Annotated in this window: 25 protein-coding genes; 18 read left to right on the top strand and 7 right to left on the bottom strand. The window is 48.6% G+C overall.

The annotated features are described in order from the left end of the window. From KZ483_RS27715 to infC, 4 genes are all read left to right on the top strand, one after another. Entirely contained in the window at positions 1 to 993 is a 993-nt protein-coding gene (locus KZ483_RS27715) for a carbohydrate ABC transporter permease (RefSeq protein ID WP_220350700.1), read from the top strand. Between the two features lie 172 nt (positions 994 to 1,165). After that, complete coding sequence (locus KZ483_RS27710; RefSeq protein WP_220350699.1) at positions 1,166 to 2,566, top strand: extracellular solute-binding protein; 1,401 nt, start codon at positions 1,166 to 1,168, stop codon at positions 2,564 to 2,566. A gap of 154 nt (positions 2,567 to 2,720) precedes the next feature. Further along, entirely contained in the window at positions 2,721 to 3,740 is a 1,020-nt protein-coding gene (locus KZ483_RS27705; protein ID WP_220350698.1) for a LacI family DNA-binding transcriptional regulator, read from the top strand. Next, entirely contained in the window at positions 3,737 to 4,222 is a 486-nt protein-coding gene (gene infC / locus KZ483_RS27700; RefSeq protein ID WP_220350697.1) for a translation initiation factor IF-3, read from the top strand. Before KZ483_RS27705 ends, infC begins: the two co-directional genes overlap by 4 nt. A 136-nt stretch (positions 4,223 to 4,358) precedes the next feature. On the opposite strand, the gene KZ483_RS27695 is transcribed toward infC, so the two are convergent. Then, positions 4,359 to 4,574 (bottom strand): hypothetical protein, encoded by a 216-nt coding sequence (locus tag KZ483_RS27695; RefSeq protein WP_220350696.1) that lies wholly within the window; start codon positions 4,572 to 4,574, stop codon positions 4,359 to 4,361. Between the two features lie 191 nt (positions 4,575 to 4,765). On the opposite strand from KZ483_RS27695, the gene KZ483_RS27690 reads away from it, so the two are divergent. The 4 genes from KZ483_RS27690 (at position 4,766) to KZ483_RS27675 (ending at position 7,351) form a co-directional block, all read left to right on the top strand. After that, positions 4,766 to 5,137 carry a GntR family transcriptional regulator gene (locus tag KZ483_RS27690; protein ID WP_220350695.1) on the top strand — a complete coding sequence of 124 codons (372 nt, stop codon included), beginning with the start codon at positions 4,766 to 4,768 and terminating at the stop codon, positions 5,135 to 5,137. Next, on the top strand, positions 5,134 to 6,030 hold the full coding sequence (locus KZ483_RS27685) for an ABC transporter ATP-binding protein (RefSeq protein ID WP_220350694.1): 897 nt from the start codon (positions 5,134 to 5,136) through the stop codon (positions 6,028 to 6,030). The genes KZ483_RS27690 and KZ483_RS27685 overlap by 4 nt, the downstream gene beginning before the upstream one ends. Next, complete coding sequence (locus KZ483_RS27680) at positions 6,027 to 6,707, top strand: hypothetical protein (RefSeq protein WP_220350693.1); 681 nt, start codon at positions 6,027 to 6,029, stop codon at positions 6,705 to 6,707. Before KZ483_RS27685 ends, KZ483_RS27680 begins: the two co-directional genes overlap by 4 nt. Positions 6,708 to 6,859: 152 nt before the next feature. Further along, positions 6,860 to 7,351, top strand: coding sequence for a hypothetical protein (locus KZ483_RS27675; RefSeq protein ID WP_220353732.1), 492 nt, complete (start codon positions 6,860 to 6,862; stop codon positions 7,349 to 7,351). Between the two features lie 140 nt (positions 7,352 to 7,491). Here KZ483_RS27675 and KZ483_RS27670 read toward each other — a convergent pair whose 3' ends face one another. From KZ483_RS27670 to KZ483_RS27660, 3 genes are all read right to left on the bottom strand, one after another. After that, the gene (locus KZ483_RS27670; protein WP_220350692.1) at positions 7,492 to 8,193 is read right to left on the bottom strand and encodes a PspA/IM30 family protein; all 702 of its coding nucleotides are present in this window, start codon (positions 8,191 to 8,193) and stop codon (positions 7,492 to 7,494) included. Between the two features lie 41 nt (positions 8,194 to 8,234). Beyond that, positions 8,235 to 8,468: a PspC domain-containing protein gene (locus KZ483_RS27665; RefSeq protein WP_220350691.1), complete on the bottom strand. Its 234-nt coding sequence runs from the start codon at positions 8,466 to 8,468 to the stop codon at positions 8,235 to 8,237. Positions 8,469 to 8,878: 410 nt separating this feature from the next. Further along, a complete protein-coding gene (locus KZ483_RS27660) occupies positions 8,879 to 10,186 on the bottom strand; it encodes a glycoside hydrolase family 18 protein (protein WP_220350690.1) in 1,308 nt (435 codons plus the stop codon). Positions 10,187 to 10,438: 252 nt separating this feature from the next. Between KZ483_RS27660 and KZ483_RS27655 the strand changes: the two genes are divergently transcribed. The 5 genes from KZ483_RS27655 to KZ483_RS27635 all read left to right on the top strand — a co-directional run bounded on the left by KZ483_RS27655 (position 10,439) and on the right by KZ483_RS27635 (position 13,672). Further along, entirely contained in the window at positions 10,439 to 11,026 is a 588-nt protein-coding gene (locus KZ483_RS27655) for a guanylate kinase (protein ID WP_220350689.1), read from the top strand. Between the two features lie 251 nt (positions 11,027 to 11,277). Continuing rightward, a complete protein-coding gene (locus tag KZ483_RS27650) occupies positions 11,278 to 11,931 on the top strand; it encodes an ArsR/SmtB family transcription factor (RefSeq protein ID WP_220350688.1) in 654 nt (217 codons plus the stop codon). Then, positions 11,928 to 12,224 carry a hypothetical protein gene (locus tag KZ483_RS27645; protein ID WP_220350687.1) on the top strand — a complete coding sequence of 99 codons (297 nt, stop codon included), beginning with the start codon at positions 11,928 to 11,930 and terminating at the stop codon, positions 12,222 to 12,224. The genes KZ483_RS27650 and KZ483_RS27645 overlap by 4 nt, the downstream gene beginning before the upstream one ends. Positions 12,225 to 12,280: 56 nt before the next feature. Beyond that, the gene (locus KZ483_RS27640) at positions 12,281 to 12,508 is read left to right on the top strand and encodes a hypothetical protein (protein WP_220350686.1); all 228 of its coding nucleotides are present in this window, start codon (positions 12,281 to 12,283) and stop codon (positions 12,506 to 12,508) included. Positions 12,509 to 12,544: 36 nt separating this feature from the next. Beyond that, a complete protein-coding gene (locus KZ483_RS27635; RefSeq protein ID WP_220350685.1) occupies positions 12,545 to 13,672 on the top strand; it encodes a low temperature requirement protein A in 1,128 nt (375 codons plus the stop codon). 76 nt (positions 13,673 to 13,748) lie between these two features. On the opposite strand, the gene KZ483_RS27630 is transcribed toward KZ483_RS27635, so the two are convergent. Beyond that, complete coding sequence (locus KZ483_RS27630; RefSeq protein ID WP_220350684.1) at positions 13,749 to 14,606, bottom strand: helix-turn-helix transcriptional regulator; 858 nt, start codon at positions 14,604 to 14,606, stop codon at positions 13,749 to 13,751. A gap of 144 nt (positions 14,607 to 14,750) precedes the next feature. Between KZ483_RS27630 and KZ483_RS27625 the strand changes: the two genes are divergently transcribed. Continuing rightward, positions 14,751 to 15,827, top strand: a complete 1,077-nt coding sequence (locus tag KZ483_RS27625; RefSeq protein WP_220350683.1) for a Gfo/Idh/MocA family protein — start codon at positions 14,751 to 14,753, stop codon at positions 15,825 to 15,827. Positions 15,828 to 15,851: 24 nt separating this feature from the next. Continuing rightward, on the top strand, positions 15,852 to 16,730 hold the full coding sequence (locus KZ483_RS27620) for a sugar phosphate isomerase/epimerase family protein (protein ID WP_220350682.1): 879 nt from the start codon (positions 15,852 to 15,854) through the stop codon (positions 16,728 to 16,730). Positions 16,731 to 17,560: 830 nt separating this feature from the next. Here KZ483_RS27620 and KZ483_RS27615 read toward each other — a convergent pair. Next, positions 17,561 to 18,235: a hypothetical protein gene (locus KZ483_RS27615; protein WP_220350681.1), complete on the bottom strand. Its 675-nt coding sequence runs from the start codon at positions 18,233 to 18,235 to the stop codon at positions 17,561 to 17,563. A gap of 55 nt (positions 18,236 to 18,290) precedes the next feature. Further along, a complete protein-coding gene (locus KZ483_RS27610; RefSeq protein WP_220350680.1) occupies positions 18,291 to 18,641 on the bottom strand; it encodes a hypothetical protein in 351 nt (116 codons plus the stop codon). A gap of 237 nt (positions 18,642 to 18,878) precedes the next feature. On the opposite strand from KZ483_RS27610, the gene KZ483_RS27605 reads away from it, so the two are divergent. The 3 genes from KZ483_RS27605 to nirB all read left to right on the top strand — a co-directional run bounded on the left by KZ483_RS27605 (position 18,879) and on the right by nirB (position 23,429). Next, a complete protein-coding gene (locus KZ483_RS27605) occupies positions 18,879 to 19,673 on the top strand; it encodes a CPBP family intramembrane glutamic endopeptidase (protein WP_220350679.1) in 795 nt (264 codons plus the stop codon). 584 nt (positions 19,674 to 20,257) lie between these two features. Then, positions 20,258 to 20,491: a hypothetical protein gene (locus tag KZ483_RS27600; RefSeq protein ID WP_220350678.1), complete on the top strand. Its 234-nt coding sequence runs from the start codon at positions 20,258 to 20,260 to the stop codon at positions 20,489 to 20,491. 502 nt (positions 20,492 to 20,993) lie between these two features. Continuing rightward, entirely contained in the window at positions 20,994 to 23,429 is a 2,436-nt protein-coding gene (gene nirB / locus KZ483_RS27595) for a nitrite reductase large subunit NirB (protein ID WP_220350677.1), read from the top strand. The last annotated feature ends 7 nt before the right edge of the window (positions 23,430 to 23,436 follow it).

Genomic DNA, 23,436 nt, shown 5'->3' with positions numbered 1-23,436 from the left:
GTGCAAGTTAGCGATAAACCGGCCGGGGCCCGGCTGCAAAGGTTGGAATTAAGCCGCAAGAGGGCATTGACGATGGCGCCGGCGGTCAAACGTCAGAGTCGCACTTTCTTCTCCGTATTGTTTCATTATGTGATGCTGTACAGCCTTTCGTTCGTCTTCCTGTATCCCATGCTTTATTTGATCAGCAAATCGCTTATGCAGTCCTCCGATCTGACGGATGCGGCAGTGCAGTGGATTCCGAAGGAGTTGTCGTTTGACAATTTCCAGTACGCATACATCGATCTGAAATATATGGGTGCCTTCGTCAATAGCGTAGTGACCTCGCTTGTACCGGCCATTATCCAGATTTTCAGCTGCGCGGTCATCGGTTATGGCTTTGCAAGGTACCGCTTTCCAGGATACTCGATCATGCTCGGGCTTGTGCTCTTCACATTTCTGGTGCCGCCGCAAACGATTATTGTGCCGCTGTATATGTTTTTCAGCGATTTGAACTGGATCAACACTTACTTCCCGTTTATCGTGCCGCCGGTTCTTGGGCATGGTCTGCGGGGGGCGCTGTTCGTCCTGATTTTCTTGCAATTCTTCCGAGGGCTGCCGCACCAGCTTGAGGAAGCCGCGCGAATCGACGGAGCGGGGGCGTTCCGCACATTCTGGTCCGTCATGCTGCCCTTGGCGAGGTCCGCCATGCTGGTCGTCTTTCTATTCTCGCTCGTATGGCATTGGAACGACCTGTTTCAGCCGAATCTGTTTACGATGCTGTCCGATAAATTCAATCTGATGCAAAATCTGGCCGTTATGGACGGGCAGGGCGAGCAGGAGATGCAGCAGGGGCTCGGTACGTTGACCGTAAACATGGTAGGACTGGCGCCGACCTTCGCTAACCGTGTCATGGCGGGTTCGCTTATTACTATTTTACCCATGCTGCTTCTCTACCTGTTCACGCAGCGTTACTTCGTTGAGAGTGTGGAGCGCGCCGGCTTGGCAGGCGATTAATGCTCAAAGCTTGCCCGCGGCGGCGGACGCTTCTATGAGAGGGGGTGAGGCGGAGACGGCGGCTGCATCCGAAACCGCGTCTTCATTGGATAGGGCAAGGCAGGCTGCGGATTTTATAATTGTTTCAAGAGGGGAAAGTCAGTACTTCCAATAAGATGAATGAGGTGGACGTATGAAAAAGAGCTTTGTACTTATGCTTGTTTTTGTTCTTTCGCTTAGTTTACTGCTCAGCGCTTGCGGCGGCGGCGGCAATAAAACCGAAGAGGGTTCCAAGCCGGCAGCGGAGGGCGACAAGACCAACGCGAATAAACCGGCTGCGGAGCCGGCCAAGGAAGAACCGCCGGCAGATGCGCCGAAGGAGCTATCCGGTGAGCTTACAATCTGGACGTTTGCTACGAACACGATGGAGCCGATGAATGCGGCTTTTACGAAGAAATACCCGAATGTCAAATTGAATTTCCAAATTCTCAGCTGGGACGATATGCAGAAGAATTTGAAAACATCAATCGCTGCGGGTAACGGGGGACCGGACGTTGCGATGGTCGAAGGTAGCTTCATGTCGACGCTTAATACAAGCGAGGGCTTGGAAGACTTGCTTCAGGCGCCTTACAACGCAGGAGATCTGAAGAATAACTGGACGGAAGGAAACTGGAACCGCTGGCTGTCGCTCGATGGACAGAAGCTGCTCGGTTTGCCGTGGGATATGCCTCCAATGGCGACTTTCTACCGCTCCGACATCCTGGAAGAGAACGGCTTCCCGTCCGATCCGAAGGAACTGGCGGATTATATGGCAAGTGAAGAGAACTTCCTTAACATGGCGCAAGCTTTGAAAGCTAAAGGGATTTACATACTTGAAGGCAACACGACGATTATGGACATCTATACAGCGGGCAATGGATTCTTTGACCGCAGCCTGAATTATGTCCGCAATACGGACGAATATGCTCATGGCCTTGACCTTGCCAAGAAGGTGAAACAGCTTGGTCTCTCATTCAATAACAGCGCGTTCTGGAGCGATCCGGGCAAACAAGCGGTAGCATCCGGCAAAATCGCAATGGTGTATTACGGACCATGGATTCTGGGTTCGATTCGCGATGCCGCTCCCGAATCGAAAGGCAAGTGGCGCACGACGTCTCTGCCTCTCGGAACAGCTGCCGGCAACGGCGGTTCTACGCTCTCGATCCTTTCGCAAAGTAAAAACAAAGAGCTTGCGTGGGAATACATCAGGTTTACCCTTGCTACCGACGAAGGGGTGCAGGCGAATGTCGACAACGGCGGTTCCCCGGGCTATATCCCGGCGTGGTCATTCCCGACCATCTTGAACTACACAAACGACATGCTGGGCGATCAAAAACCAAACGAGATCTGGAACCCGATGACGCAAAAAATTCAAAATATTTGGGTTCAAACGCCGCTTGATAAGGATGCAGGCGATGTGTGGAACAAAGGCATTACGGATGCAATCGACAAGAACAAGGATTCGAAGGCGGCCTTGCAGCAAATCGCCGACGACATCGAGAAGAAAGTGAAAGTCGCCAAAGACGAGTTGAAACAAAAGCTCGGCGTAAAATAAGTAATAATGGGAGGGTCGTCAAGTGAAGACGACCCTTTTCTATTCAGTTATAAGACAGTATAAATATTTGGGCTTTCGTCATACCTGCATAAAAGAAGTATAATGATAGGAAATGTATTTTGCAGTTATCTGATTGTTGAGGTGAAGTGATCCCATGACTTCGATTACCGATGTGGCCAAGCATGCCGGAGTCTCTGTAACGACCGTTTCCAAGGTCATTAACAATTACTCGGACGTCAGCGCGAAGACGCGAAAGAAAGTAAACGAATCGATCAACCTGCTCCGTTACGAGCCCAATGTTGTTGCCCGGGGTCTAGTCAAGAAACGATCTTGGACAGTCGGTATCCTGCTCTACAATATTATGACCAACCCATTTGTTTCCGAGCTCATGGCCGGTATGAAGAAGTCGCTGGAGTCGAGCGGCTACGATCTTTTGCATCTCTCGGCAGATTTCAATAACCCCGAATATTCCGTCATTCGCCATTGCTCCAGCCGGAATGTGGACGGCATGGTCGTGTTTGGCATCGGACGAGACAATAAAATGTTAACGGATTTAATTGAAGCCGAGATCCCCACCATGTTTGTCGATACCGATTTGATCGGGAGACGGGCAGGCTATATAACCGCGGATAACCGCAGCGGCATCATGCAAGTGATGGAGCATCTTACTGGGCTCGGACACCAGAAAATCGCCTTTGTATCCGGTAATCTCGGGTATGTGGCCGGCCGCTCACGGTTTGAGGGGTATCAACAGGGGCTGCAGCAGTTTAAGCTTCCCTATTATGCGAATTATTTGGAAATTACCAGCTTTAATATTGAAGGCGGTTACTCAGCTATGCAAAATTTAATGAAGCTGAAGGACCGGCCGACAGCTGTCGTATGCACCTCAGACGTGATGGCAATCGGGGTGATGAATGCGGTGCAGAATGCAGGCTTGAAGGTACCGGACGACATTTCTGTTGTCGGGTTCGATAATACATCTTTCGCATCCATTGTGAAGCCGGGACTGACAACCGTGAACCAGAAGATTTTCGCTATCGGTGAGAAGGTTGTGAACCAATTAATCGATATGATCCGTAATCCGAACATCCTTCCGCCGGTTCTGATAGAACCTGTAGAATTGGTCGTGCGCGAGTCGACGGCGCCTCCGAGAAACGGAGGGGCGGATCTGTGATTCTTAATGAGAAAATCAAAGCGTCGGAGGTTCTATTAACCGGATTGAACGGAGAGGATCTGGGAGTTGTGCCGACAAGCGAGGCGCTCGCGCTGGCCAAAAAACTGAAGGTGGACCTCGTGTGCACCTCACTGATGAGCAGCCCCCCTCCGTGCAAGCTGATAAGCAGGGGAGCGGCCAAGCAGAACTCCTTAGCGGAGAAGCGGGAAGCTCAAAGGAAAGATCAGCCCGCCAAGGTGAAGGAGATTCGGCTTACGGCGAATATTGAAGAACACGATTATGATACGAAGCTGCGGCAGTGCGAGAAGCTGCTGGCATCAGGGAATGCCGTGCAGCTCGTTATCCGCCTGCAGGGTAAAGAGGGGCCGAAGGCTAAAGAACTGCTGGAACGGATGCTGAAGCATCTGGCCGCCTCCGGCAAGAAGGATACGGGCATACAGGTAAGCGGCAAACAAGCGGCGGTGCGGGTGAATCCCTTGTAGAGACCGCTCATACCAAAAAACCAGCAGCGTGCAGCGATTTTGTTGCCGCAGCTGGTTTTTTTTTGAAACAATTCGGCTGCAAGGTAGGCACTAGCCGTTTCCGTCTCGATAGCTTCGTTCCTTCATGCGAAGGATTCTATCTTTTATAGGAGTCCGTTTCCTTATTATCCGGCTGCGGATCGCCTCCGAACGCCCGCTGTACGTTATCAACCATCTCCTTTACGGCGCCGCTGACCATATCCAACGGACTGGAATCTTCGCGTTCCTTCGGCGTATTAATTCCTGCATCTGTATTGGAGGTATCGTTATATATTTCGTTATTTTCGTCATGTTCCGTTTGATCCTTACTCATGTGATTCGCCGCCTTCATCGTATTGGGATTGTATTAGTTTACCCCAAATAATTGCTGGGAAAACGGCTTATAAGGCATAAATACCAACAGCCAACTGAGATGGAGAAAAAAGGGAAAATAATTGTTGACAAAGATTCTGAACGGTTATATAGTTAGTTACACAAGTAACTAACCAATGTGGTGGTGTGGTGATGGGATTAGTTATCGATGAAGGACGCCCGATTTTCATGCAAATTGCCGAACGGATCGAGGATGACATCATTGAAGGGATTTTGCCGGAGGAATCGCAGGTTCCTTCGACGACTCAATTTGCAGCCTTCTACCAGATCAATCCGGCTACGGCGGCTAAAGGCGTGAATTTGCTCGTGGATCAAGGTATTTTGTACAAAAAGCGAGGGATTGGCATGTTTGTGGCGGAGGGCGCCCGGGCGGAATTGATGGAGAAAAGGAAAGAGCTGTTTTTCGAGCAGTATGTCGTGACGATGATCCGCGAATCCAAGAAGCTCGGGATCACGGCGGAACAATTGACGGATATGATCAAGAGAGGGGATACATCACAATGAATAGTGTTGTCGAAGTGACCCGGTTAACTAAGTCATACGGAAGTGCAGCTGCGGTGAATGAGGTCAGCTTTACACTGGAGCCGGATAAAATTTACGGCTTGCTCGGTAGAAACGGCGCAGGTAAGACGACAATCATGCATATGCTCACGGCACAGCTGTTTGCCACAAGCGGAGAGCTGAAGGTGTTTGGCGAAAACCCATATGAGAATAACCGTGTACTCAGCCGGATATGCTTCATCAAAGAAAGCCAGAAGTATCCGGACAGCTTTCGCGTTGTTGACGTGCTTGAGACGTCCGCAATTTTATTTCCCAACTGGGAGCGGGACCTTGCATATTCGCTGGCTGATGAGTTTCGGCTTCCGCTCAAGCGCAAAATGAAGAAGCTGTCCAGAGGAATGCTCTCCTCGGTCGGGATTATCGTCGGTCTCGCCAGCCGATCGCCGCTTACTATTTTCGATGAACCCTACTTGGGTCTTGATGCCGTGGCCAGAAGCTTGTTTTACGACCGTTTGATCGAAGATTATGCGGAGCATCCGCGAACCGTCCTTCTGTCGACACATCTGATCGATGAGGTTAGCCGGATCTTGGAGCATGTCATAGTCATTGATAACGGCAGGCTGATCATGAACGAGGACGCCGAAGCGCTTCGCAGCCGGGCGTTTACTGTTATGGGGTCGGCACCCAAGGTTGATTCCTTCACAGCTGGCAAAGACATCATTGACCGCTCACTGCTTGGTGGAATGGCTTCAATTACCGTTATGGGGAATTTGGATGCGCTGGACCGGAAGGAAGCCGAATTGCTGGGTCTGGAGATCGCTCCGGTATCCTTGCAGCAGCTGATCGTCCATCTGACGAACGGAAATTCCGAAAGAAAGGCGGCGAATGTACGATGAATCGAGCGGCAGGCGTATTACAAATGCATCTTCGCGACAAGTGGATGTGGTTCTATATTCCTTCGATCATTTTAATGTCCAGCTTTCTGGTGAATCTGATAATCGGCTCGCTAACTGAAGAACCGATATATACAGGCGGACTTTTCTCGATTCTGATATATATGCTTGTCGCCGGTATTCTCACCTTGACGCAAACCTTCCCTTTTGCACTCGGTCTGAGTGTGCGTCGAAAGGATTTTTATATCGGAACGGCCTCGATGATTGTACTGGCCAGTGCGGCCACGGCGATTCTGCTGCTCATCTTATCGCTCATTGAGAAATGGACGGATGCGTGGAGCACTGAGCTGCATTTTTTCAACCTTCCTTATTTGAGTGATGGTTCGGCTCCCCAGAATCTGTTCATCTTCTTTATTTTATTGCTGCACGCCTATTATCTCGGGTTCGCCATATCCAGCGTCCACCGGCGGTTTGGCCGGCTCGGCATGTATGTGTTCTCAATTGGGTCATTTCTCATCTTCACAATTGCAGGGTATTCGATTACGTTCTTGGGTTGGTGGGACAATATATGGATATGGGTGGCGGATCAAAATGCATTCGGGCTTGCTCTGTGGTTGATTCCACCAGTTGCCGTATATGCATTGACTTCCTATTTACTGCTTCGTAAAGCGACTGCCTGATATATACGAAGGCTGTCCCCATTCGGATACTGACCTGCAGGTTGGTCAGAGGGGCGGCCTTTTTCTTTTGCCGCCGACATATTAAATTTGTATCGCAAGCAAGCGGTATGATATAATCACCAGCAAAAATGAACTATACCGCGGAGGCATTGATGCTTAGTTTTGAACAAAAGCTTGCGATTATCGAGACTTTTCCCGAGCTGCAGCGGCGGGACGTTTCGCTTGGACGCGTCAACTTCCATTATGAAGAAAGCGCACACGATAAGAAGATCGTTGTCTTTCATCTGCACCCGAACGGCAATGGCTTCGTTTATGCAGGGCTGCTGCGGGGGTATGAGACCGACGAGAAGGGCTTCGTCAACATCCGTGAATTGGACGCGGATGCTCTGCGTGAGCTGATTGGCGAGTCGATCCGTTCGCTATCCATTAAAGTTCCGGAGGCGCCCGCGATAAGCAAAAGAAAGAAAGCAGCCCGGAGCGACGACGGACAGGGCGCGAGATGGACCGGTCCGGATAGTCAATCGCTGGACCTTAGACTTGAGGACGGCTTGTGGTACATTTACGCGGGCCTTAATCTGGAAATGGTTTTTGAAACTTATGAAGAAGCCGAGGAGTACTTGCGGGAAGAAGGATTCACGCAATGATTTGACGGCATTGATGCTGCAAATTGTTGATCCCGGTGGGTACTTTTAACGGCATAAAGAAACGAGCGTGAGAATCCTCACGCTCGTTTTCTTTATATGAGAGGTATATGCATTCCACCGGGAACGGATTTGCTGCGACTTTATTCCGCTGCAGGCATCCGTTTACGCAGCTGCTCCAGCTGCTCATTGATCAGAGCTTCCTTCGATGGATCGGCAGCTTGCTCGGAAACAGTGCCGGCTGCTGCCGGAGCGCCAGCATAGTTATAACCGTAAGGCGTTCTTCTCAGCTCGGCATGAGCTTCCCACTGCAGAATCTTCTCTTCCATGCGCTGAAACCCGCGCGACGCCGATCCTTCATCAAAGCCGCAGCTGAAGCTGGGCATCGCTTGATGGGTTTTAGCCGCCGTTTGCTGCACGCGGGTAATGAGCTCGTCGCGCTTCTTCTGCATGACGGACAGCTCCGCTTTGGCCTCTTCGATCCGGCGCGTCAGCTCGGCGATTCGGGACTTCGCGCTCTCGAGCCAGGCGCTATATTCGCGCGATTTCTCGGCGTAATGCAGCTTTGCCGCAAGGGCCTCCCGGGCGCTCGCCTCATAACCGGCAGCCATCGCCTCCAGCGCTTTCGCGTCGTACAGATCGGCAAGACGCGCCGCTTCCTCCGATTGCTGCTGAAATCCTCGAACCATGGCCTCCTGCTTATGAAGCTCGGCCTGCGCCGCATCGATTTCACCCTGCATATTGCGTACATAATGGTTCAACATCATCGCCGGATCTTCAAGCTTATCCATCAGCTCGTTTACGGCTGCTTTCGTCATATCGATAAGTCTGTTTAATACTCCCATTGTTCATTCTCCTTTGTTATGTCGGTTTGTTGACGGCTGAGCTAATTGTAATGGTTGAATCGAAACGGATCATAACCTGCGAATTCCTCGTAGGGCGCCTTGGGAACAATGACGCTGGCGACCAAGTAAATCAGCACGATGGTTCCCAAGCTGAACACAGCGAGTACGATCATGAGCAGCCTCACTATTGTTGAATCGATGCCGAGGTACTGGCCGATCCCGCCGCATAAGCCCGAGACCTTGCTGTCCGTTCTGGAGCGATATAATTTGTTCATCGCTTAAATCTCCCTTCAAATCATTCATCATTCGTCGTTTCTATAGCTTTATTCTAGAGCACAGGGGATTCTCGCAAAACGGTCCTGCGGCGGTTTTTGCTTCTGGGCTTTAGGCGGGGAAGGCATGCGACTTGAGGCCGCGCGGTACAAAAGATAACCGCCGATTTCATACCCTAGACCAGATCTAATGCCACCGGCCGCGTAACCGCCGGGCATGACCAGACGAGGCCGAAACCAATGAACTTCTTAATAAATACACGGTTGAAAAACAAACATCCAATTTAATAATTGCGGAAGCTATAGTTGATATGAGTTCAAATGTAAGCACATTCATTCGGGGAGATTGAAGCGTAAGCATGCGAACAGATAAAGGGACCCGCGAAGGGTCCCTTTCTTGGCTGTGGGAAGGATCAGGACTGCCCGGCCGCCGCCGGACGCTTCACGACATTGAAATTGTCGTCGATGAGCAGCCAGTTCTGCGGGAAGCTGAGGCCAAGCTTCCAGTAGCTGATCCCGCGTAAGCCGAGCTCCTTGAGCAAATTGAACTTGGCCTGGATCGAACGGGCGTCCTCGAACCAGACGATATGTTCTTTGCGGTTATCATCCCAATACCGGAAGAACGGAGCCTGCGCCTCGGTATCGTATTCGATCCTCGCATTGCGAGTGCGTGCAAGAGCGATGGCTTGCTGCGGACTGAGCGCTCTCGCATAGGGGCCGCCGGGGACATAAGGCAATGTCCAGTCGTAGCCGTACAGATTTTGACCCATCATGATCTTGGAAGCGGGCATTTCGCTGATCGCATATTCCAGGACATCCCTTACCGGACCGATTGGCGATACCGCCATAGGCGGTCCACCGCTGTAGCCCCACTCATACGTCATGATGACGACGAAATCGGCGATTTCCCCATGGGCCTTATAATCGTGAGCCTCGTACCATTCGCCTACCTGAGTTGCGCTTGTTTTGGGTGCCAGGGCAGTGGACATCAAGAATCCTTGTTGATGAATGCGGGCCGCCGCTTTGCGCAGAAAGCGGTTGTACGCTGCTCTGTCCTCCGGGCGCAAATGCTCAATATCGAAATGAATATCGCGAAAATTAAGCCGGTTGGCCGTTTCGATGATGGTATCCAGCAGCCGGTTCTGAATCTGCTCGTCAGTCAGAATAATCCGCCCCAGCTCGGCGCTGAATTGATCCTCTTCCAGATTGGTGACGACCATCATCAGGGTAACGTTGTTCTGCTCTGCAATTGTCCGCAGATTACCGAGCGGCGGCGCTGTCAATGTTCCGTCGCGATTGATCCGGAAGCTGAATGGAGCAAGGTAGGTCAGATGAGGCGCCGCCTCTCTCGCCGATTGGATGAGGGCAGCCGATACTGTGGTTCCCCGCGGTTCGATGTAAGCGTTAATTTCCGCACTGCGCTTGGGTACCGGCGGTATGTAGAGGCGTAAGCCGACGCTCAAGATTCCGCCGGGATCCAGCCTGTTAACGGATGCCAAGGTCGCTACGGTGGTACCGAATCGTTGTGCGATAGAGGTCAAAGTGTCTCCCGGCTGCACCCAATAATACCGGCCGACGATCGGTATGACGAGAGCCTGTCCGACAACGAGCGTATCAGCCGGGGATATTTCATTGGCTTCCGTAATATCACTGACAGGTATGTCGTAGGTTTGAGCAATTCGAAACAGCGACTGACCTGACTCTACAACGTGAATTTGCATTGTTTTCCTCCTTAGGGTTATTGCTTACTGCCCATTGCATCTCTTACATCGTATTCGTCTAAGCAGCGATGAATGTCTGGCTTTGATAAGGATTCGCCGAGAGTTTGGCCTTTTTCAAGCATGTACCATTGCGAAAAACTGCGAAAACAAGCGAAATTATTAGTAAAATTAATTTTTATTCACAAAAATGAAGGATTATTGCCGATTTTAACCAATTTGTTTATAATAAGACTATAGAAGGAGGTTGAGAAGATGGTTGAACTGAAGGATCGCGAACTCATTTTCGTATTTACAGGGCCGGACGGCTCCGGACGTAAGACGATTGCGGACAGCGTCGGCTCTACTCTTGGTCTTACGAAGGTGCTCTCTTATGCGACTCGCAAGCCGAGACCGGGGGAAGTTAACGGCCAGGATTACCATTTCATCACTCCCGAATTGTACGAGGCGCTCGATGCCAGCTGCGATTTCATCGAAAGCGTTACCATCAGCGGCAATCGTTACGGCCTGCGGGAGAACGACATCAGCCGCAGCTTCCAGAACAATGGATGCATCTATCTGATCCTTAATCCAGAGGGCGCGGAGATATTAAAGCAAACGTACGGGGACCATGTTATCCGGTTGTTCATTTACGCCGACCGGCAGACGGTCGAAGAACGGCAAAGAGAAGAGGGCCAGAGCGAGGATATCATCGCGGATCGCCTTAGTCATTACGAGACCGACATGGCCTACCAGTCGAAGTGCGAGCATGCCTTCGAAAATTACGATTTGGCTCATACGGTGTTTGAAATCACTAATGTATTAGAAGGCTACCTGCAGCGCGATTTGGTGGAGAGAGACTAGTCCTGACCAAGTGAATTCGTCCAAGGGGCCGACATCGGAGAAGACCTATATAAATGCTGTATGCTGAAATGTGCTTTCATTTACAATTGAGATACAATCTGGAGAACATAGCCCATGCCGGGAGATGTTCTCTTTTTATATAAGCTTTGAGCGGCAAGTGAAATAATTGGGATTGACAATATCTACCGTCACATTTTATTATATGAGTAAATAAATTTGACCGTGTAAAATGAATAGGATGTGTGAATGAAATGCAACAGTACTTTATTATTACCGATTACGACCAGCTGAAGGCGCTCAGCGACCCGTTTCGCATCAAAATACTGAATATGCTTATCGAGGGTTCTTACACCGGTCAGCAAATTGCGCAAGGCCTGGAGATCCCCCGCGCCAAGATCCACTATCATTTAAATGAGCTTGAGAAATTCGGTTTTATTAAGGTGATCCGCACGGAAGCCAAGAACGGCATCATTCAGAAATTTTACCGTTCGGTAGCCTACAGCTTCAGGCCCGCGGAGGACCTGCTTCCGTATGCCGTGGAAGTGGGCGACTACTACAGGCAAAGCATGCTTGAGGTGTTGAATCGGGCGCGGCTTCGCGTTATTTCAGCGCCGGAGGAAGCTTTTCAGAAAAACGATGAAAATCCGGACCGACGCCCACGTATAACGCTGCAGGCCGAAATACGCGTCAGGGAAGACCAATTTACGGACTGGCTTGTCCGCTTCCGCAGCCTGATCGATGAGTTAAGCGAGATGGAGGATAAGGAGGGCAGAGACGATACGAAGTGGTACTACTTCTCTGCATTAGGCTTGCAAATCGACGAGCCGCGTTTCGCGGTCTCTGACAACGATTCCGGGGAGTCTAAGGAGAAGAATACACGAGTTAATGAGGAGGAAGAAACATGATGGGAATGCACCCTTATCAATTTGAGCAGTTTCATCAAGCGCAGCAGGCGGAACAGCGGCATCGGCATAAGCATACTTGGCTCCTCGCGGATTTCAAGAAGCGCAGCCTGGAGGTAAGCCGCTTTTCCGTTCATTTTCGAAGCAAGAGGGATGATGAGCTGCAGCTCAAAGCCTATCTTGTGCTCGAAGAGATGCTGCAGCATGAGAATGAAGCGCTTCGTCTGCAGGCGGCCGAAATTGTACTGCATCGTTCCGGCCGAACCGGACTTAGGCGAGTTTTCGGCCGCTCCTGATTCCTGGCAGCATGAATTATCTTTCAGGGCTGCGTTGATGTCTTTCGGGAGGGATTATGTTGGAACAATATCATAAGCATCTATTTCACGCTGCTTCTCAAAAGTTTGGAATCTTGAATATTGATCCTCAAGAAACTCACTTTTCGGAGCACAGTTTAGTCGGTTCCTACGAGCTTGGGGGAGGCAGGGTGTTCCTGCGTATAACGATTTCCTCCCATAAACAATATGAGAAGGTCCTTGGAGAAGTCCATTTAGATACCATTCGTTCACTTCAAGTGCTGTAATCGGGGGATCCGACATTCGAACCAAGGGAGAAAACGATGAATAAAGACGCATCGGGATTTTTACAAAGTAAAGCATTCGCCGAGAAGAAAGTCACCTGGCTGGAACTATTTTACGATCTTCTATTTGTGGCGGCGGTTTCGAAAGCGAGTCATGTCCTGCTGCATGTCGAACACGGTTCGATACCGGTCGAATACTTAAGCAAATTCGTTCTTATATTTATTCCGATCTGGTGGGCTTGGGTCGGTCAATCTCTCTTTGTAAACCGGTTCGGAAGGGATGTCTTATCACACCGGATATTTTTGATTCTGCAATTATTTTTTGTATTGATAATGACGGCCAGCCTTTCGGTCGATTTCGATCAATATTATATTCCATTCTTGATTGGCTATCTCGGTTTAAGAGCGATGACGGCCATTCAATATCTTGCGGTGCATAAGAAAGAAGAAGCGCATCAAAAGGCCGCAGCCCGTTATTTGGGAAGCCGCTTTTGGATTGGTCTGGCGGTATCTTCTTCCTCGCTTTTTTTTGACTCGTGGATTCGATACGCAGTATTGTATGCGGGAATCATCATAGACATTTTGCTGCCGCTGATCGGCCGGAAGTACTTGGTGAAAAGCCCTATAAATACTCATCATTTATTGGAACGCTTCTCGCTGTTTACACTCATTCTTCTCGGTGAATCGGTAATCAGTATCCTTGCAGTATTGCAGTCCAGCCGCTGGACGTGGCACTCTGTTCTATTTGCGGCAATAACTTTTGTTTTAATCATTGCGATGTGGTGGCAGTATTTTGACAATGTGGAGAAGAAAGTGAACAAGACTTTAGAGACCGCCGGGCAAACCATAATATATGGCCATTTGTTCATTTATTTATCCATGTGTATGATCGCAGCGTCGATCCAATTGTTATTCTTGGAACAACTGAATTATTTGTTTATGTTATGCTTTGTTTTCGGGTCTGTATTGCTCTATTTTTTTTCAACCTTGTTGGTCTTCCACAAATATAGACAAGCACATCAAAGACTCGGGAAATATCATCTGGCGGTTTTATTAGGGCTGCTCGGCGTCTTTTTTACATTGGATTTGCTGCTCCTCGTCCCGAACTATTTGGTAATTGGAGAAGTGACGCTGTTCTTTGTTGTGTACGCTAAATTCACCACTTGAGCGAGCTGTCCGTCTGTTTGGATCTCGCTTCGAACCTGCCGCTCGCGGCGTCCATCATCCGGAGCTGACGCGCTGTTCATCCCATGCGGTTGCGGTACGTCCGCGGGGCGGCATCCACATATTTCTTGAATAAACGGGAAAAGTAGAATACGTCGGCATATCCGAGCATAGCGGCGATCTCTTTCACCGTTTTGTCCGTGTTAAGCAGCAGCTTCTTCGCCTCGGACATCTTGAGCCGGTGCATGAATTCACCTAGCGGGAAGCCTGTGTAATCGTGGACCATCCGCCTCAGCGTCGGTATCGAAATGTGATGCTGCGCCGCCACCGCGGCGCTGTCCAGCGGCTGGTAGATTGAATCTGACAGACCGTCGATCAGCTTGTGGATGAACAGGCTGCGGCTGCCGATTTCCGGCTGACGGGCGCGCACCGCCATTTCGTAAAGGAGTGACTCGAGCGTCAGAGCCGCACGATCCTGATTGGCCGGGACTCCGATCTCCATTAGTTTAAACACCATTTCCATTTTACTGAAGAAGGTATCCTCCACTCCGATCTGCTTTACCAGCCCAGGCTGAGGAAACCAATCGGTCAACCACTCGCGAATACGGTCCCCCTCGATAGAGAAATAGTACTCGTCCCAGAATCCATCCTCATCAGGGCCGTAGTGGAAGACAGTGTTTGGAAACAGGCAAAACAGCGAACCGGCCTCTACCGTTTGCCGAGGACCGATGCCCGCCTGATAATAACCCCGCCCTGAACTAATGTAAACAAACGCCCATCGATCGAAAATAGCGCTGTTTCGCTGGAGCGTCCTGCCAGGCAAATGTCCGGCATTGGCAACCGTCAGCGACTTGATCTTCAGCTTGCTCCGATCGACCATGCAGTCAAATGTTCGGATCGGCAGAGAACTGATCATATAATCCATGTATGTTGGCATTTCGTGCATTCTCCCTCAAGTCAGGCCGTGTTATTGTATGCATGAAGGCGATTTCTATCATGAATACCCGGTCCATTGTATTAATCATCATGTTCATGAATTTATTATATCCGCATGCAGACCTGCGGGGGAAGGGTAGGATATATGACAGCAAATATTAACAATGCGAAATTGAAAGTCGGAGTAATCGGCACAGGCTCGATTTCCGGATTGCATCTGGACGCGTACGCGTCGAACCCGGATGCCGCTCTTGTGGCAGTTTGCGACTTGAATGAGTCGCGGGCGAAGGAAGCGGCTGCGAAGTACGGTGCGTCCAAGGTATACACCGATTACCGTGAACTGCTCGCCGACCCGGAAATCGATGCCGTAAGCATTTGCACCTGGAACAACAGCCATGCCGAGATCAGCATCGCCGCGCTTGAAGCCGGCAAGCATGTACTATGTGAGAAGCCTCTGTGTAAGACGGTTCCGGATGCACTGAAGGTCGAGGAAGCGGTGAGCCGTGCGGGGAAGGTGTTTCAGGTCGGTTTTGTCCGCCGTTACGCCTCAAATACGGAGGTTTTGCGCCGTTTTCTTGATGGCGGAGATCTTGGCGAAATCTATTATGCCAAAGCTTCTTGCCTGCGCAGACGCGGGAATCCCGGCGGTTGGTTTGCAGATGCCGAGCGTTCCGGCGGCGGTCCGCTTATCGACATTGGCGTGCATGTGATCGATCTGTGCTGGTATCTGATGGGCAGGCCGAAGGTGAAATCCGTCAGCGGCAACACCTACCGGAAGCTTGGAAACCGTGCTCACATTCAGAATCTTTCCTTCTATAAAGCGGCGGATTATGACGCAGCGCTGAACGATGTCGAGGATATGGCCAACGCACTTATAAGGTTCGAGAACGGCGCTTCGCTGTTCGTCGACGTCAGCTTTACACTTCATGCCAAGAAAGACGAGCTGGCGGTCAAATTGTACGGTGACAAGGGCGGCGCGGAGATCGAACCGGAGCTCGCAGTCATTACAGAGCGGCACGATACAATTATCAATGTCAGCCCGCAGGTCGACCATGCCGGATTTGATTTTAACCAGGCGTTTGCGAATGAAATCGGATATTTCGTAGACAGCTGCCTCGGCCGGAAAGAGACGCTGAGCCCGGTACAGGACGGAGTGGAAATCACCAAGATCCTTTGCGCTATTTACGAGTCGGCCGAGAAAGGTACGGAAGTTCACTTTTGACGCGAGAGGGAGGGGATGCAGCACATGGTTAAATTGACTAATAAAATCGGTGTGATCGTCGACAGCTTCGGGATCGGAGTGCGTCAGGGATTAATCAAAGCCAAGGAGGTCGGCGCCGAAGGCGTGCAGATTTACGCCGTTTCCGGCGAGATGGACCCTGCCAATCTGTCGCCGCAGGCAAGACGCGAGCTGCGCTCTGTGATTGACGGACTCGGGCTCGACATTTCGGCGCTCTGCGGCGATCTCGGCGGGCACGGCTTCCAGGACCGTACGGCCAATCCGGTCAAAGTCGAACAATCCAAGCGGATTCTCGACCTTGCCGTGGAGCTCGGCACGAACATCGTCACGACGCACATCGGCATTGTCCCCGGCGACCGGGACGGAGCGATTTACGAAGCGATGCAGCAGGCCTGCGAAGAGCTTGGCCGATATGCGAAGAGCATGAATGCTTACTTTGCCATTGAGACCGGACCGGAAACAGCGGCGCATCTGAAGGGTTTCCTGGACACGCTAAGCACGAACGGCGTTTCCGTCAACTTCGATCCGGCCAATATGGTCATGGTTACGGGCGACGATCCTGTTCAGGGCGTTAAGACGTTAAAGGATTATATTGTGCATACGCACGTGAAGGATGGCAAGCGGCTTCGCGTTGTCGACCCGCGCAAAGTATACGGCTTCCTCGGCTACCAGGAAATGAGCCATGAGCACATCGCCGAAATGGCGGCGTCCGGGGCGGATTTCGAAGAAGTGCCGCTGGGAGAGGGTGGGGTCGATTTCAATGCGTACTTCGCGGCGCTGAATGAGATCGGGTATACCGGATATTTGACTATCGAGCGTGAGGTCGGCTCCAAGCCGGAGGTCGATATACGCCGGGCGGTCGAATTTATCAAGGGTTATCGCTAGTTCAGGTTAGCGGCTTCATATACCCCGAGAGAGCATCCCCAGGATGCTCTTTTTCTATGTGCGCCACGCGTGGCGATTAACCAGGTGGTAAAAGTCCACTGTGGTGGCTTGTAGTTGCCAACCACTAGCCAAGAGCAAGGGTGTCCATCGCGAGGTGAAATCTGAAGGAAGCAGGATGCAAAATTCCGACCCAAGGAACACGAACATCATCAGGCACAGGATATGGGATGAGTTTGCATAACAAAGCGAAGTCCGAGTTAACTACCCAGTGTAAATGATGTGGCTACATGGAAGGAAAGTGAATTGTCTTACCGTGGGAGGTCTGATGAACATCTTGAACTTCGCCGCACTTGTTTCCATTGTTTCTTAGTAGACTATGCGGATTCACCTCGAAATAGTTTAGCCACCCACGGCTGCTGTCTCATTCAAATATGATTGGAAACTCTAACAAGTGATTCGCCGACTGTTGAACAACTGGGTTCGCAGTACACTATTGGTTATTTCGGTCAAAACCCATTGTTAACGAAAGAGTTGATCTTTTATATATTTTTTTCTAAGAATTTTGTTATGAAAGGTATGACAATAATGATTATAGTTGTAATAATTTTATTCTCTAATGTGACGGTATTATAATAATGTTGGTACAGAAAAAAGAAGGTTACACTTGTCAGAATGCATTTGACAAATAGTAATGATTTTGTTGGTTTAAGAATCATACAAAGAAAATATATTGGTAAAGATAGGAATGAGAACCACAAGGTACAAAGAGTGGATAGTAAAAGCAATAACCAGTAGTATCTAACTAAACTCTTCACGGGCACTCCTCTTATTCAATACTTTTTGTCAATATGGCTCGGCGAATTGTTATATGCACTGTTGATTCGATAAGTATTATTTATTTTTCTAAAATGACATTCCTTTTCAGTTAAAACTAAATCATTATATATGAGCCTAAATTTCCAATTACCTTGTTCTATATACTGATTTATTTGAAATCCAAAATAAAAGATATTAGTGTTCTCTGGTCTAACTATTAGTTTTTCAAAAGTCATTACAGCGAGAGCACCGTTAGGTTCAATTAATTGAAAGTATATTATTGTGTCATGTTTAACGTTTTTAAGTTCAGCCCAAAAGCCCATAATCGTATCTATATTTGAAAAAGTACTCGCTTTCCCTATTGGAGAAAAATCTACGCTATTAAAATCTTTACAAAAATATGTATTGCCAACTGTAATCTTTTCATTGTCACTTATTTTTGAATTAAAATTTGAGTACCAATATCCATTCACCATGATTAATTCTTTAGATTTGTCACAGATCCAGTATGTTTCATTGGCTATAAAAACATAACATTTTATATCATCTGGTGATAACACATTAATAGTCCATGTCATATTGTCATTTGTTACCATTTTTTCGACAGTCTGCTGATGTTCTTTGTTTAAGAATAACAGATGTACACTATTTAAAGGTAGTTCGGAGTAAAAATAGAGTGATTTCGTCATGTTTTACCTCTAGAAAAGGCACACTATCACAGATGAAAATAGTGTGCCTCATTTTTTATTTACTTCCAGTGAAGTAGCTATAAGCTTTTTTGGCTAAATCAGCACCAGTTTTTACAACAAGTTCTCCTACCATACCAATTCCTGCACCCTTCACTGCATTTGCAACTGCGATTGGCTTGGGAACGCCGTTTCTGGCATCATTAATCGCACTTGCTCCCCCGCCACCAACTATTCCCCAGCCATTAACAATACCTTTTGCGCTGTTTTGCAGTGAATTTCCAACTTCAGTTGCTACTTTGTCTACAGTATTCGCTACTTGTTTTTCGATTTTATTAGCAGTATTTACTGTTTTTACTACTGCACTTACTGTTTTGGTTAGTACATCTCTAGGATTTATCCATGACATTTGGCCTATCATCCCTTCCGAAAGTAATGTCAATAGCTACGCGTAGCAATTATTTAGGAAAATTTTCTTAATTTATAGTACTACCTAAAACCATTTTTGTAAATAAGTAAAGCATTTGTCGAATTGCATTAATACACATCTAGTCGAATTGCATTAATAGACACATCTATTTATTATTAAATTTAAGCTACTCAATATTGATTTCACCACAATGCCTTTTTTACGAGGGGAAAATTAATGAAAAAATCAGAACAGTTCAAATCATTAAGGTTTTTATATTTTGCAATTGGAGCACTATTGCTTCTGACTGTCTCAGTAGCTCTTTCATTATTAAACATTAATAACGAAATATCTCAACATCTTTGGAACATTTACCAATTCGTATTGTACGGTACATGGGCAGGGTGGATGTTTTTCCATTTTAAGAAACTAGGTGTAATAGGAAAAGATTTAATTGGTGAAAATCTTAATGGACACCGATTTATAACTATTTTTCAGGCAACCATTATTATGGTATTTATTCATGTGTTTTCTTATTTAATTCAATTGAAATTTTTTAATTTTGGAACTAATTCAACTACAGAAATAAGTTTTAGAAATTTCTCGTGGAGGACGACGTCTGTTGAAGATATAATTAGTTTGCTGATTGTTCTCTTTATTGCTCCTATAATAGAGGAAATATACTTTCGTCGTGTATTATTGCAAAGATGGTCATCAAAATGGGGCCCGAAGAGAGCGATAATACTTAGTTCAATTGTGTTTTCATTGCTGCATGCAGATATACTTGGGAAATTTATATTTAGTATAGTACTATCTCTTTTAATTCTTAAGACTAATTCCTTACTCGTCCCTATAGTTGTTCATATTTTAAATAACCTCATATTCAGTATCACTCCTTTAATTATTGGAAGTTCTGTTGAGTTTATACTCAATACTTATATTAATTCAATTGTTATTGTAATCATTTTCGCCCTAATTTTTTTATATCTTAAAAGACTATGGACGACGAGCTTACCAGAATCAAATTATTAATCTCTATTCACATGGATGCCAGCTACAAAGATGTCGTAGGCGGAAGCGTTTTATATTGTTACTGACAATAAGTGCTTATGAAGCTGCAACACAAGGCTACCGCGGGACTGGCAGCCTTGTTACGGCGACGATCAGTATAACCCGACTCATCTAATGATATGTCCTATAATCATCATCACCAGACCAAAGATGGCAGCTCCTCGTTTCACGCCTTGGTTTGAACCCGGTTTCATAAATAAGCTGATGATAAATCCTAGCGGGATGGCAAGTCCGTTGATATAAGCTAAAAGTCCCGAGGAAAAAATATCTCAAAAACTTTAATGCCAACATTTCCTCGTCTTTTTCACGGTTTTTGTAGAGTAGGAATACGCCGATAATCAGAACCAAAGTCCAAAATAAAAAGTACATTATACCCCCCAAAAAAAACCAAATAAACTTTATTTACTCTATGCGCTGTTCGTTACCACAATACAATTGGTCCAAATTGTTAAGGCGTATGCAGTGGAAGAAATTGTTCATGTAAAGAGGTTCAGATAGCCATGCTAAACTCTTCTTATGAGATTCTCGGAAAGCAGGTCTGCCTCTTGAACCGATTTTTTAAATGGCTCTTTATGGCGCTTTTCCTCGTCATTATAGCACCTTTTGCATTACCTTTTTTTGTTTATGTAATCCAATTGATTCACTTCACAATTGAATTAATAATCAAAAATGAGGAATCTCACGACTTTCCACATTTTAACCGTCAAGGCGCTGCAGTGCTTGCCGATCTTGTGGTGCACGAATTGCAAAGACAAGGTGTGGACGGTTTTGCGAATTAATTTCCTGGTTGTTCACCCCTAATGATACTTAAAATGCTCGGCTGCCGGTCTGGAACCTAATTCCACCGCATAGTTGAAATTGTGATTGTTTAACAAAAAGATAGCGAATTAGAGCCGGGTCGCCTTGGGTCCGGCTCTTTGTTTTCGCTTTTATCGGATAAATCGTAAATTATTTTGGAGTCGGAGGAGCAGAGCGGAAATGTGTGATATAAAATAACATTGAGAAGGCGGATGGCGCAGTTTCAGTGTGGAGGCCAGATGGCAGCGTTTTCAGTAAATTAACGAACATTAACGTATCATGTAACATATAACGTTCGCATAAGCAAAACATAGGCAGGTTATAACAAACTCTTATCTAATAATTGATTGAAAAATACGAACTATTGATGTAAAGTAAGATTTATAACATGTTAACAATTATAACACGTAAATCGTCGTAAACTTTAAATGCAATTATATGTTACTTGTCATGTTAGATATCTTGAGTGGGGATGTGGCTTACATGAAGAAAAAATTAGTATTGATTGGCAACGGGATGGCCGGCGTAAATTGTATCGAGCAGTTGTTGAAGCTGGCTCCGAGCCGCTACGACATTACGATTTTCGGAAGCGAGCCGCACCCTAACTATAACCGGATTCTGTTGTCCTCCGTTCTTGCGGGCGACGCGGATATGAAGGATATCGTCATTAACGACTGGTCCTGGTACGAAGAAAACCATATAACGCTGCACACGGGGCAAACGGTAAATGCAATCGATACGCAGCGCAAGCTCGTGAGTACGGATGGCGGCATCAGCGTTCCGTACGATGAATTAATTATTGCAACGGGTTCACTGCCCTTCATGCTTCCGCTCCCGGGAGCGGACAAGGAAGGCGTCATCGCCTTCCGCGATATTAAAGACTGCGAGACGATGATCGAGACGGCGAAGAAATACAAGAAAGCGATCGTTATCGGCGGCGGCCTGCTCGGGCTCGAAGCCGCGCGCGGCTTGCTCAACCTTAACATGGAAGTATCGGTAGTCCATATCAATCCTTACCTTATGGAAAGACAGCTGGACCAGACGGCGGCGATCATGCTGCAGCGCGAGCTGGAACAGCAGGGGATGAAGTTTCTGCTTGCCAAGAACACCGAGCAAATTCTCGGTAAGAAACGGGTTACGGGCGTACGCTTCACCGACGGCCATGAAGAACAGGCGGACCTCGTTGTTATGGCGGTCGGCATCCGCCCTAACATCGCGCTTGCTAAGAGCAGCGGGGTAGAGATTAACCGCGGTATCGTGGTTAACGACTTCATGGAAACGAACATTCCGAACGTTTACTCAGTCGGCGAATGCGCCGAGCACCGGGGCATTGCATACGGTCTGGTAGCGCCGCTGTACGAGCAGGGCGCTGTCATCGCCAAGCGCCTGGCCGCCGTCGAAACCGAAGGCTATCACGGCTCGGTCGTATCCACGAAGCTGAAAGTATCCGGCGTAGACGTGTTCTCGGCGGGAGATTTCACGGACAGCACCGATACGCGTTCTATCCGACTGCAGGACGATCTGGCCGGTCTTTATAAGAAAATCGTTCTTAGAAATGGTAAAGTGGTCGGTGCGGTATTGTTCGGCGACATCTCGGACGGCTCCCGGTTGTTCAAGATGATCCGTGCCGGAGAAGACGTTACCGGCAAAGAGCAGGAAACGCTGCTCGGCGCGGCGGTCGGCGGCTCGGCCAAGTCCGGAGCGGATATGGTGGCCTCGATGAGCGACGATGAAATCGTCTGCGGGTGTAACGGCGTTTCCAAGGGTGCGATTGTTAGCGCCATTAATGATAAAGGCTGTGCCAGCGTTAACGACATTAAAGCCTGCACCAAAGCTTCAGGCTCTTGCGGCGGCTGTAAACCGCTCGTGGCCGATGTTCTGACTTATGTGCTCGGCGCGGACGGCGTGAAGACGGTCAAGGAAGGTATCTGCGGCTGCACCACGCTCGGACGCGACGAAGTTGTTGAAGCGATTCGCAGCATGGAGCTGACGACTTCGAAGGAAGTCATGAACGTGCTGGAATGGTCGAATCCCGAAGGCTGTTCCAAGTGCCGCCCGGCGCTCAACTACTATCTGGGCATGGTATGGCCGGAAGAGCATGAGGAAGAAAGAGAGTCCCGGTTCGTCAATGAGCGCAACCATGCGAATATCCAGAAGGACGGCACATACTCGGTCGTGCCGCGGATGTACGGCGGCGTAACGACGCCGGAGGATCTGCAGCGGATAGCGACCGTGGCGGTCAAGTACAACGTACCGCTCGTGAAGCTGACAGGCGGTCAGCGGATCGACCTGCTCGGTGTGAAGAAGGAAGACCTTCCGAAGATGTGGTCGGATCTCGATATGCCGTCAGGCTACGCTTACGGCAAAGCGCTCCGCACCGTGAAAACATGCGTAGGCTCGTCGTTCTGTCGCTTCGGTACGCAGGACTCGATCGGCATGGGCATCGAGCTGGAGAAAAGGTTCGAGCGGCTCAATACGCCGGCGAAGGTGAAAATGGCCGTATCCGGCTGCCCGCGGAACTGTGCGGAATCGACGATCAAGGACTTCGGCGTCGTAGCAATCGACGGCGGCTGGGAGCTGCATGTCGGCGGCAACGGAGGCACGAAGCTGCGGGCCACGGATCTGCTGTGCAAGGTGAAGACGGAGGAAGAAGTGCTCGAATGGTCGGGCGCCTACCTGCAGCATTACCGCGAAACGGGCAAATACGGCGAACGGACGTCGGAGTGGATCGAGCGTGTCGGTCTTGATACCGTCAAAGCCGCTCTCGACAAGAAAGAAGACCGGGACGCGCTGAATGATAGAATCGACAAGACGCTTTCTCTGATGCAGGATCCATGGAAAGAAATTATCGAGGAGCAGGAGCTTAACGCCACATTCGTACCGATTGTTTCCGAGACGACGGAATCGGTTCTCAAATAGAAAGGAT

Source organism: Paenibacillus sp. sptzw28 (genome assembly GCF_019550795.1).
Classification (GTDB): Bacteria; Bacillota; Bacilli; order Paenibacillales; family Paenibacillaceae; genus Paenibacillus_Z.
Note: the sequence above shows the minus strand (reverse complement) of the source record. Positions and strands in the feature narration are given on the sequence as shown.

Bases quoted from the DNA above. Each gene is read 5' to 3' on its own strand.
- KZ483_RS27645 (WP_220350687.1), top strand. From the start codon at position 11,928: ATGATGGGAATGCACCCTTATCAATTTGAGCAGTTTCATCAAGCGCAG.
- KZ483_RS27605 (WP_220350679.1), top strand. From the start codon at position 18,879: ATGAAAAAATCAGAACAGTTCAAATCATTAAGGTTTTTATATTTTGCA.
- KZ483_RS27670 (WP_220350692.1), bottom strand. From the start codon at position 8,193: ATGGGAGTATTAAACAGACTTATCGATATGACGAAAGCAGCCGTAAAC.
- KZ483_RS27635 (WP_220350685.1), top strand. From the start codon at position 12,545: ATGAATAAAGACGCATCGGGATTTTTACAAAGTAAAGCATTCGCCGAG.
- KZ483_RS27650 (WP_220350688.1), top strand. From the start codon at position 11,278: ATGCAACAGTACTTTATTATTACCGATTACGACCAGCTGAAGGCGCTC.
- KZ483_RS27640 (WP_220350686.1), top strand. From the start codon at position 12,281: ATGTTGGAACAATATCATAAGCATCTATTTCACGCTGCTTCTCAAAAG.
- KZ483_RS27690 (WP_220350695.1), top strand. From the start codon at position 4,766: ATGGGATTAGTTATCGATGAAGGACGCCCGATTTTCATGCAAATTGCC.
- KZ483_RS27655 (WP_220350689.1), top strand. From the start codon at position 10,439: ATGGTTGAACTGAAGGATCGCGAACTCATTTTCGTATTTACAGGGCCG.
- KZ483_RS27710 (WP_220350699.1), top strand. From the start codon at position 1,166: ATGAAAAAGAGCTTTGTACTTATGCTTGTTTTTGTTCTTTCGCTTAGT.
- KZ483_RS27625 (WP_220350683.1), top strand. From the start codon at position 14,751: ATGACAGCAAATATTAACAATGCGAAATTGAAAGTCGGAGTAATCGGC.
- KZ483_RS27695 (WP_220350696.1), bottom strand. From the start codon at position 4,574: ATGAGTAAGGATCAAACGGAACATGACGAAAATAACGAAATATATAAC.
- KZ483_RS27680 (WP_220350693.1), top strand. From the start codon at position 6,027: ATGAATCGAGCGGCAGGCGTATTACAAATGCATCTTCGCGACAAGTGG.
- KZ483_RS27685 (WP_220350694.1), top strand. From the start codon at position 5,134: ATGAATAGTGTTGTCGAAGTGACCCGGTTAACTAAGTCATACGGAAGT.
- KZ483_RS27620 (WP_220350682.1), top strand. From the start codon at position 15,852: ATGGTTAAATTGACTAATAAAATCGGTGTGATCGTCGACAGCTTCGGG.
- KZ483_RS27610 (WP_220350680.1), bottom strand. From the start codon at position 18,641: ATGTCATGGATAAATCCTAGAGATGTACTAACCAAAACAGTAAGTGCA.
- KZ483_RS27630 (WP_220350684.1), bottom strand. From the start codon at position 14,606: ATGCCAACATACATGGATTATATGATCAGTTCTCTGCCGATCCGAACA.
- KZ483_RS27675 (WP_220353732.1), top strand. From the start codon at position 6,860: ATGCTTAGTTTTGAACAAAAGCTTGCGATTATCGAGACTTTTCCCGAG.
- nirB (WP_220350677.1), top strand. From the start codon at position 20,994: ATGAAGAAAAAATTAGTATTGATTGGCAACGGGATGGCCGGCGTAAAT.
- KZ483_RS27665 (WP_220350691.1), bottom strand. From the start codon at position 8,468: ATGAACAAATTATATCGCTCCAGAACGGACAGCAAGGTCTCGGGCTTA.
- KZ483_RS27660 (WP_220350690.1), bottom strand. From the start codon at position 10,186: ATGCAAATTCACGTTGTAGAGTCAGGTCAGTCGCTGTTTCGAATTGCT.
- KZ483_RS27615 (WP_220350681.1), bottom strand. From the start codon at position 18,235: ATGACGAAATCACTCTATTTTTACTCCGAACTACCTTTAAATAGTGTA.
- KZ483_RS27705 (WP_220350698.1), top strand. From the start codon at position 2,721: ATGACTTCGATTACCGATGTGGCCAAGCATGCCGGAGTCTCTGTAACG.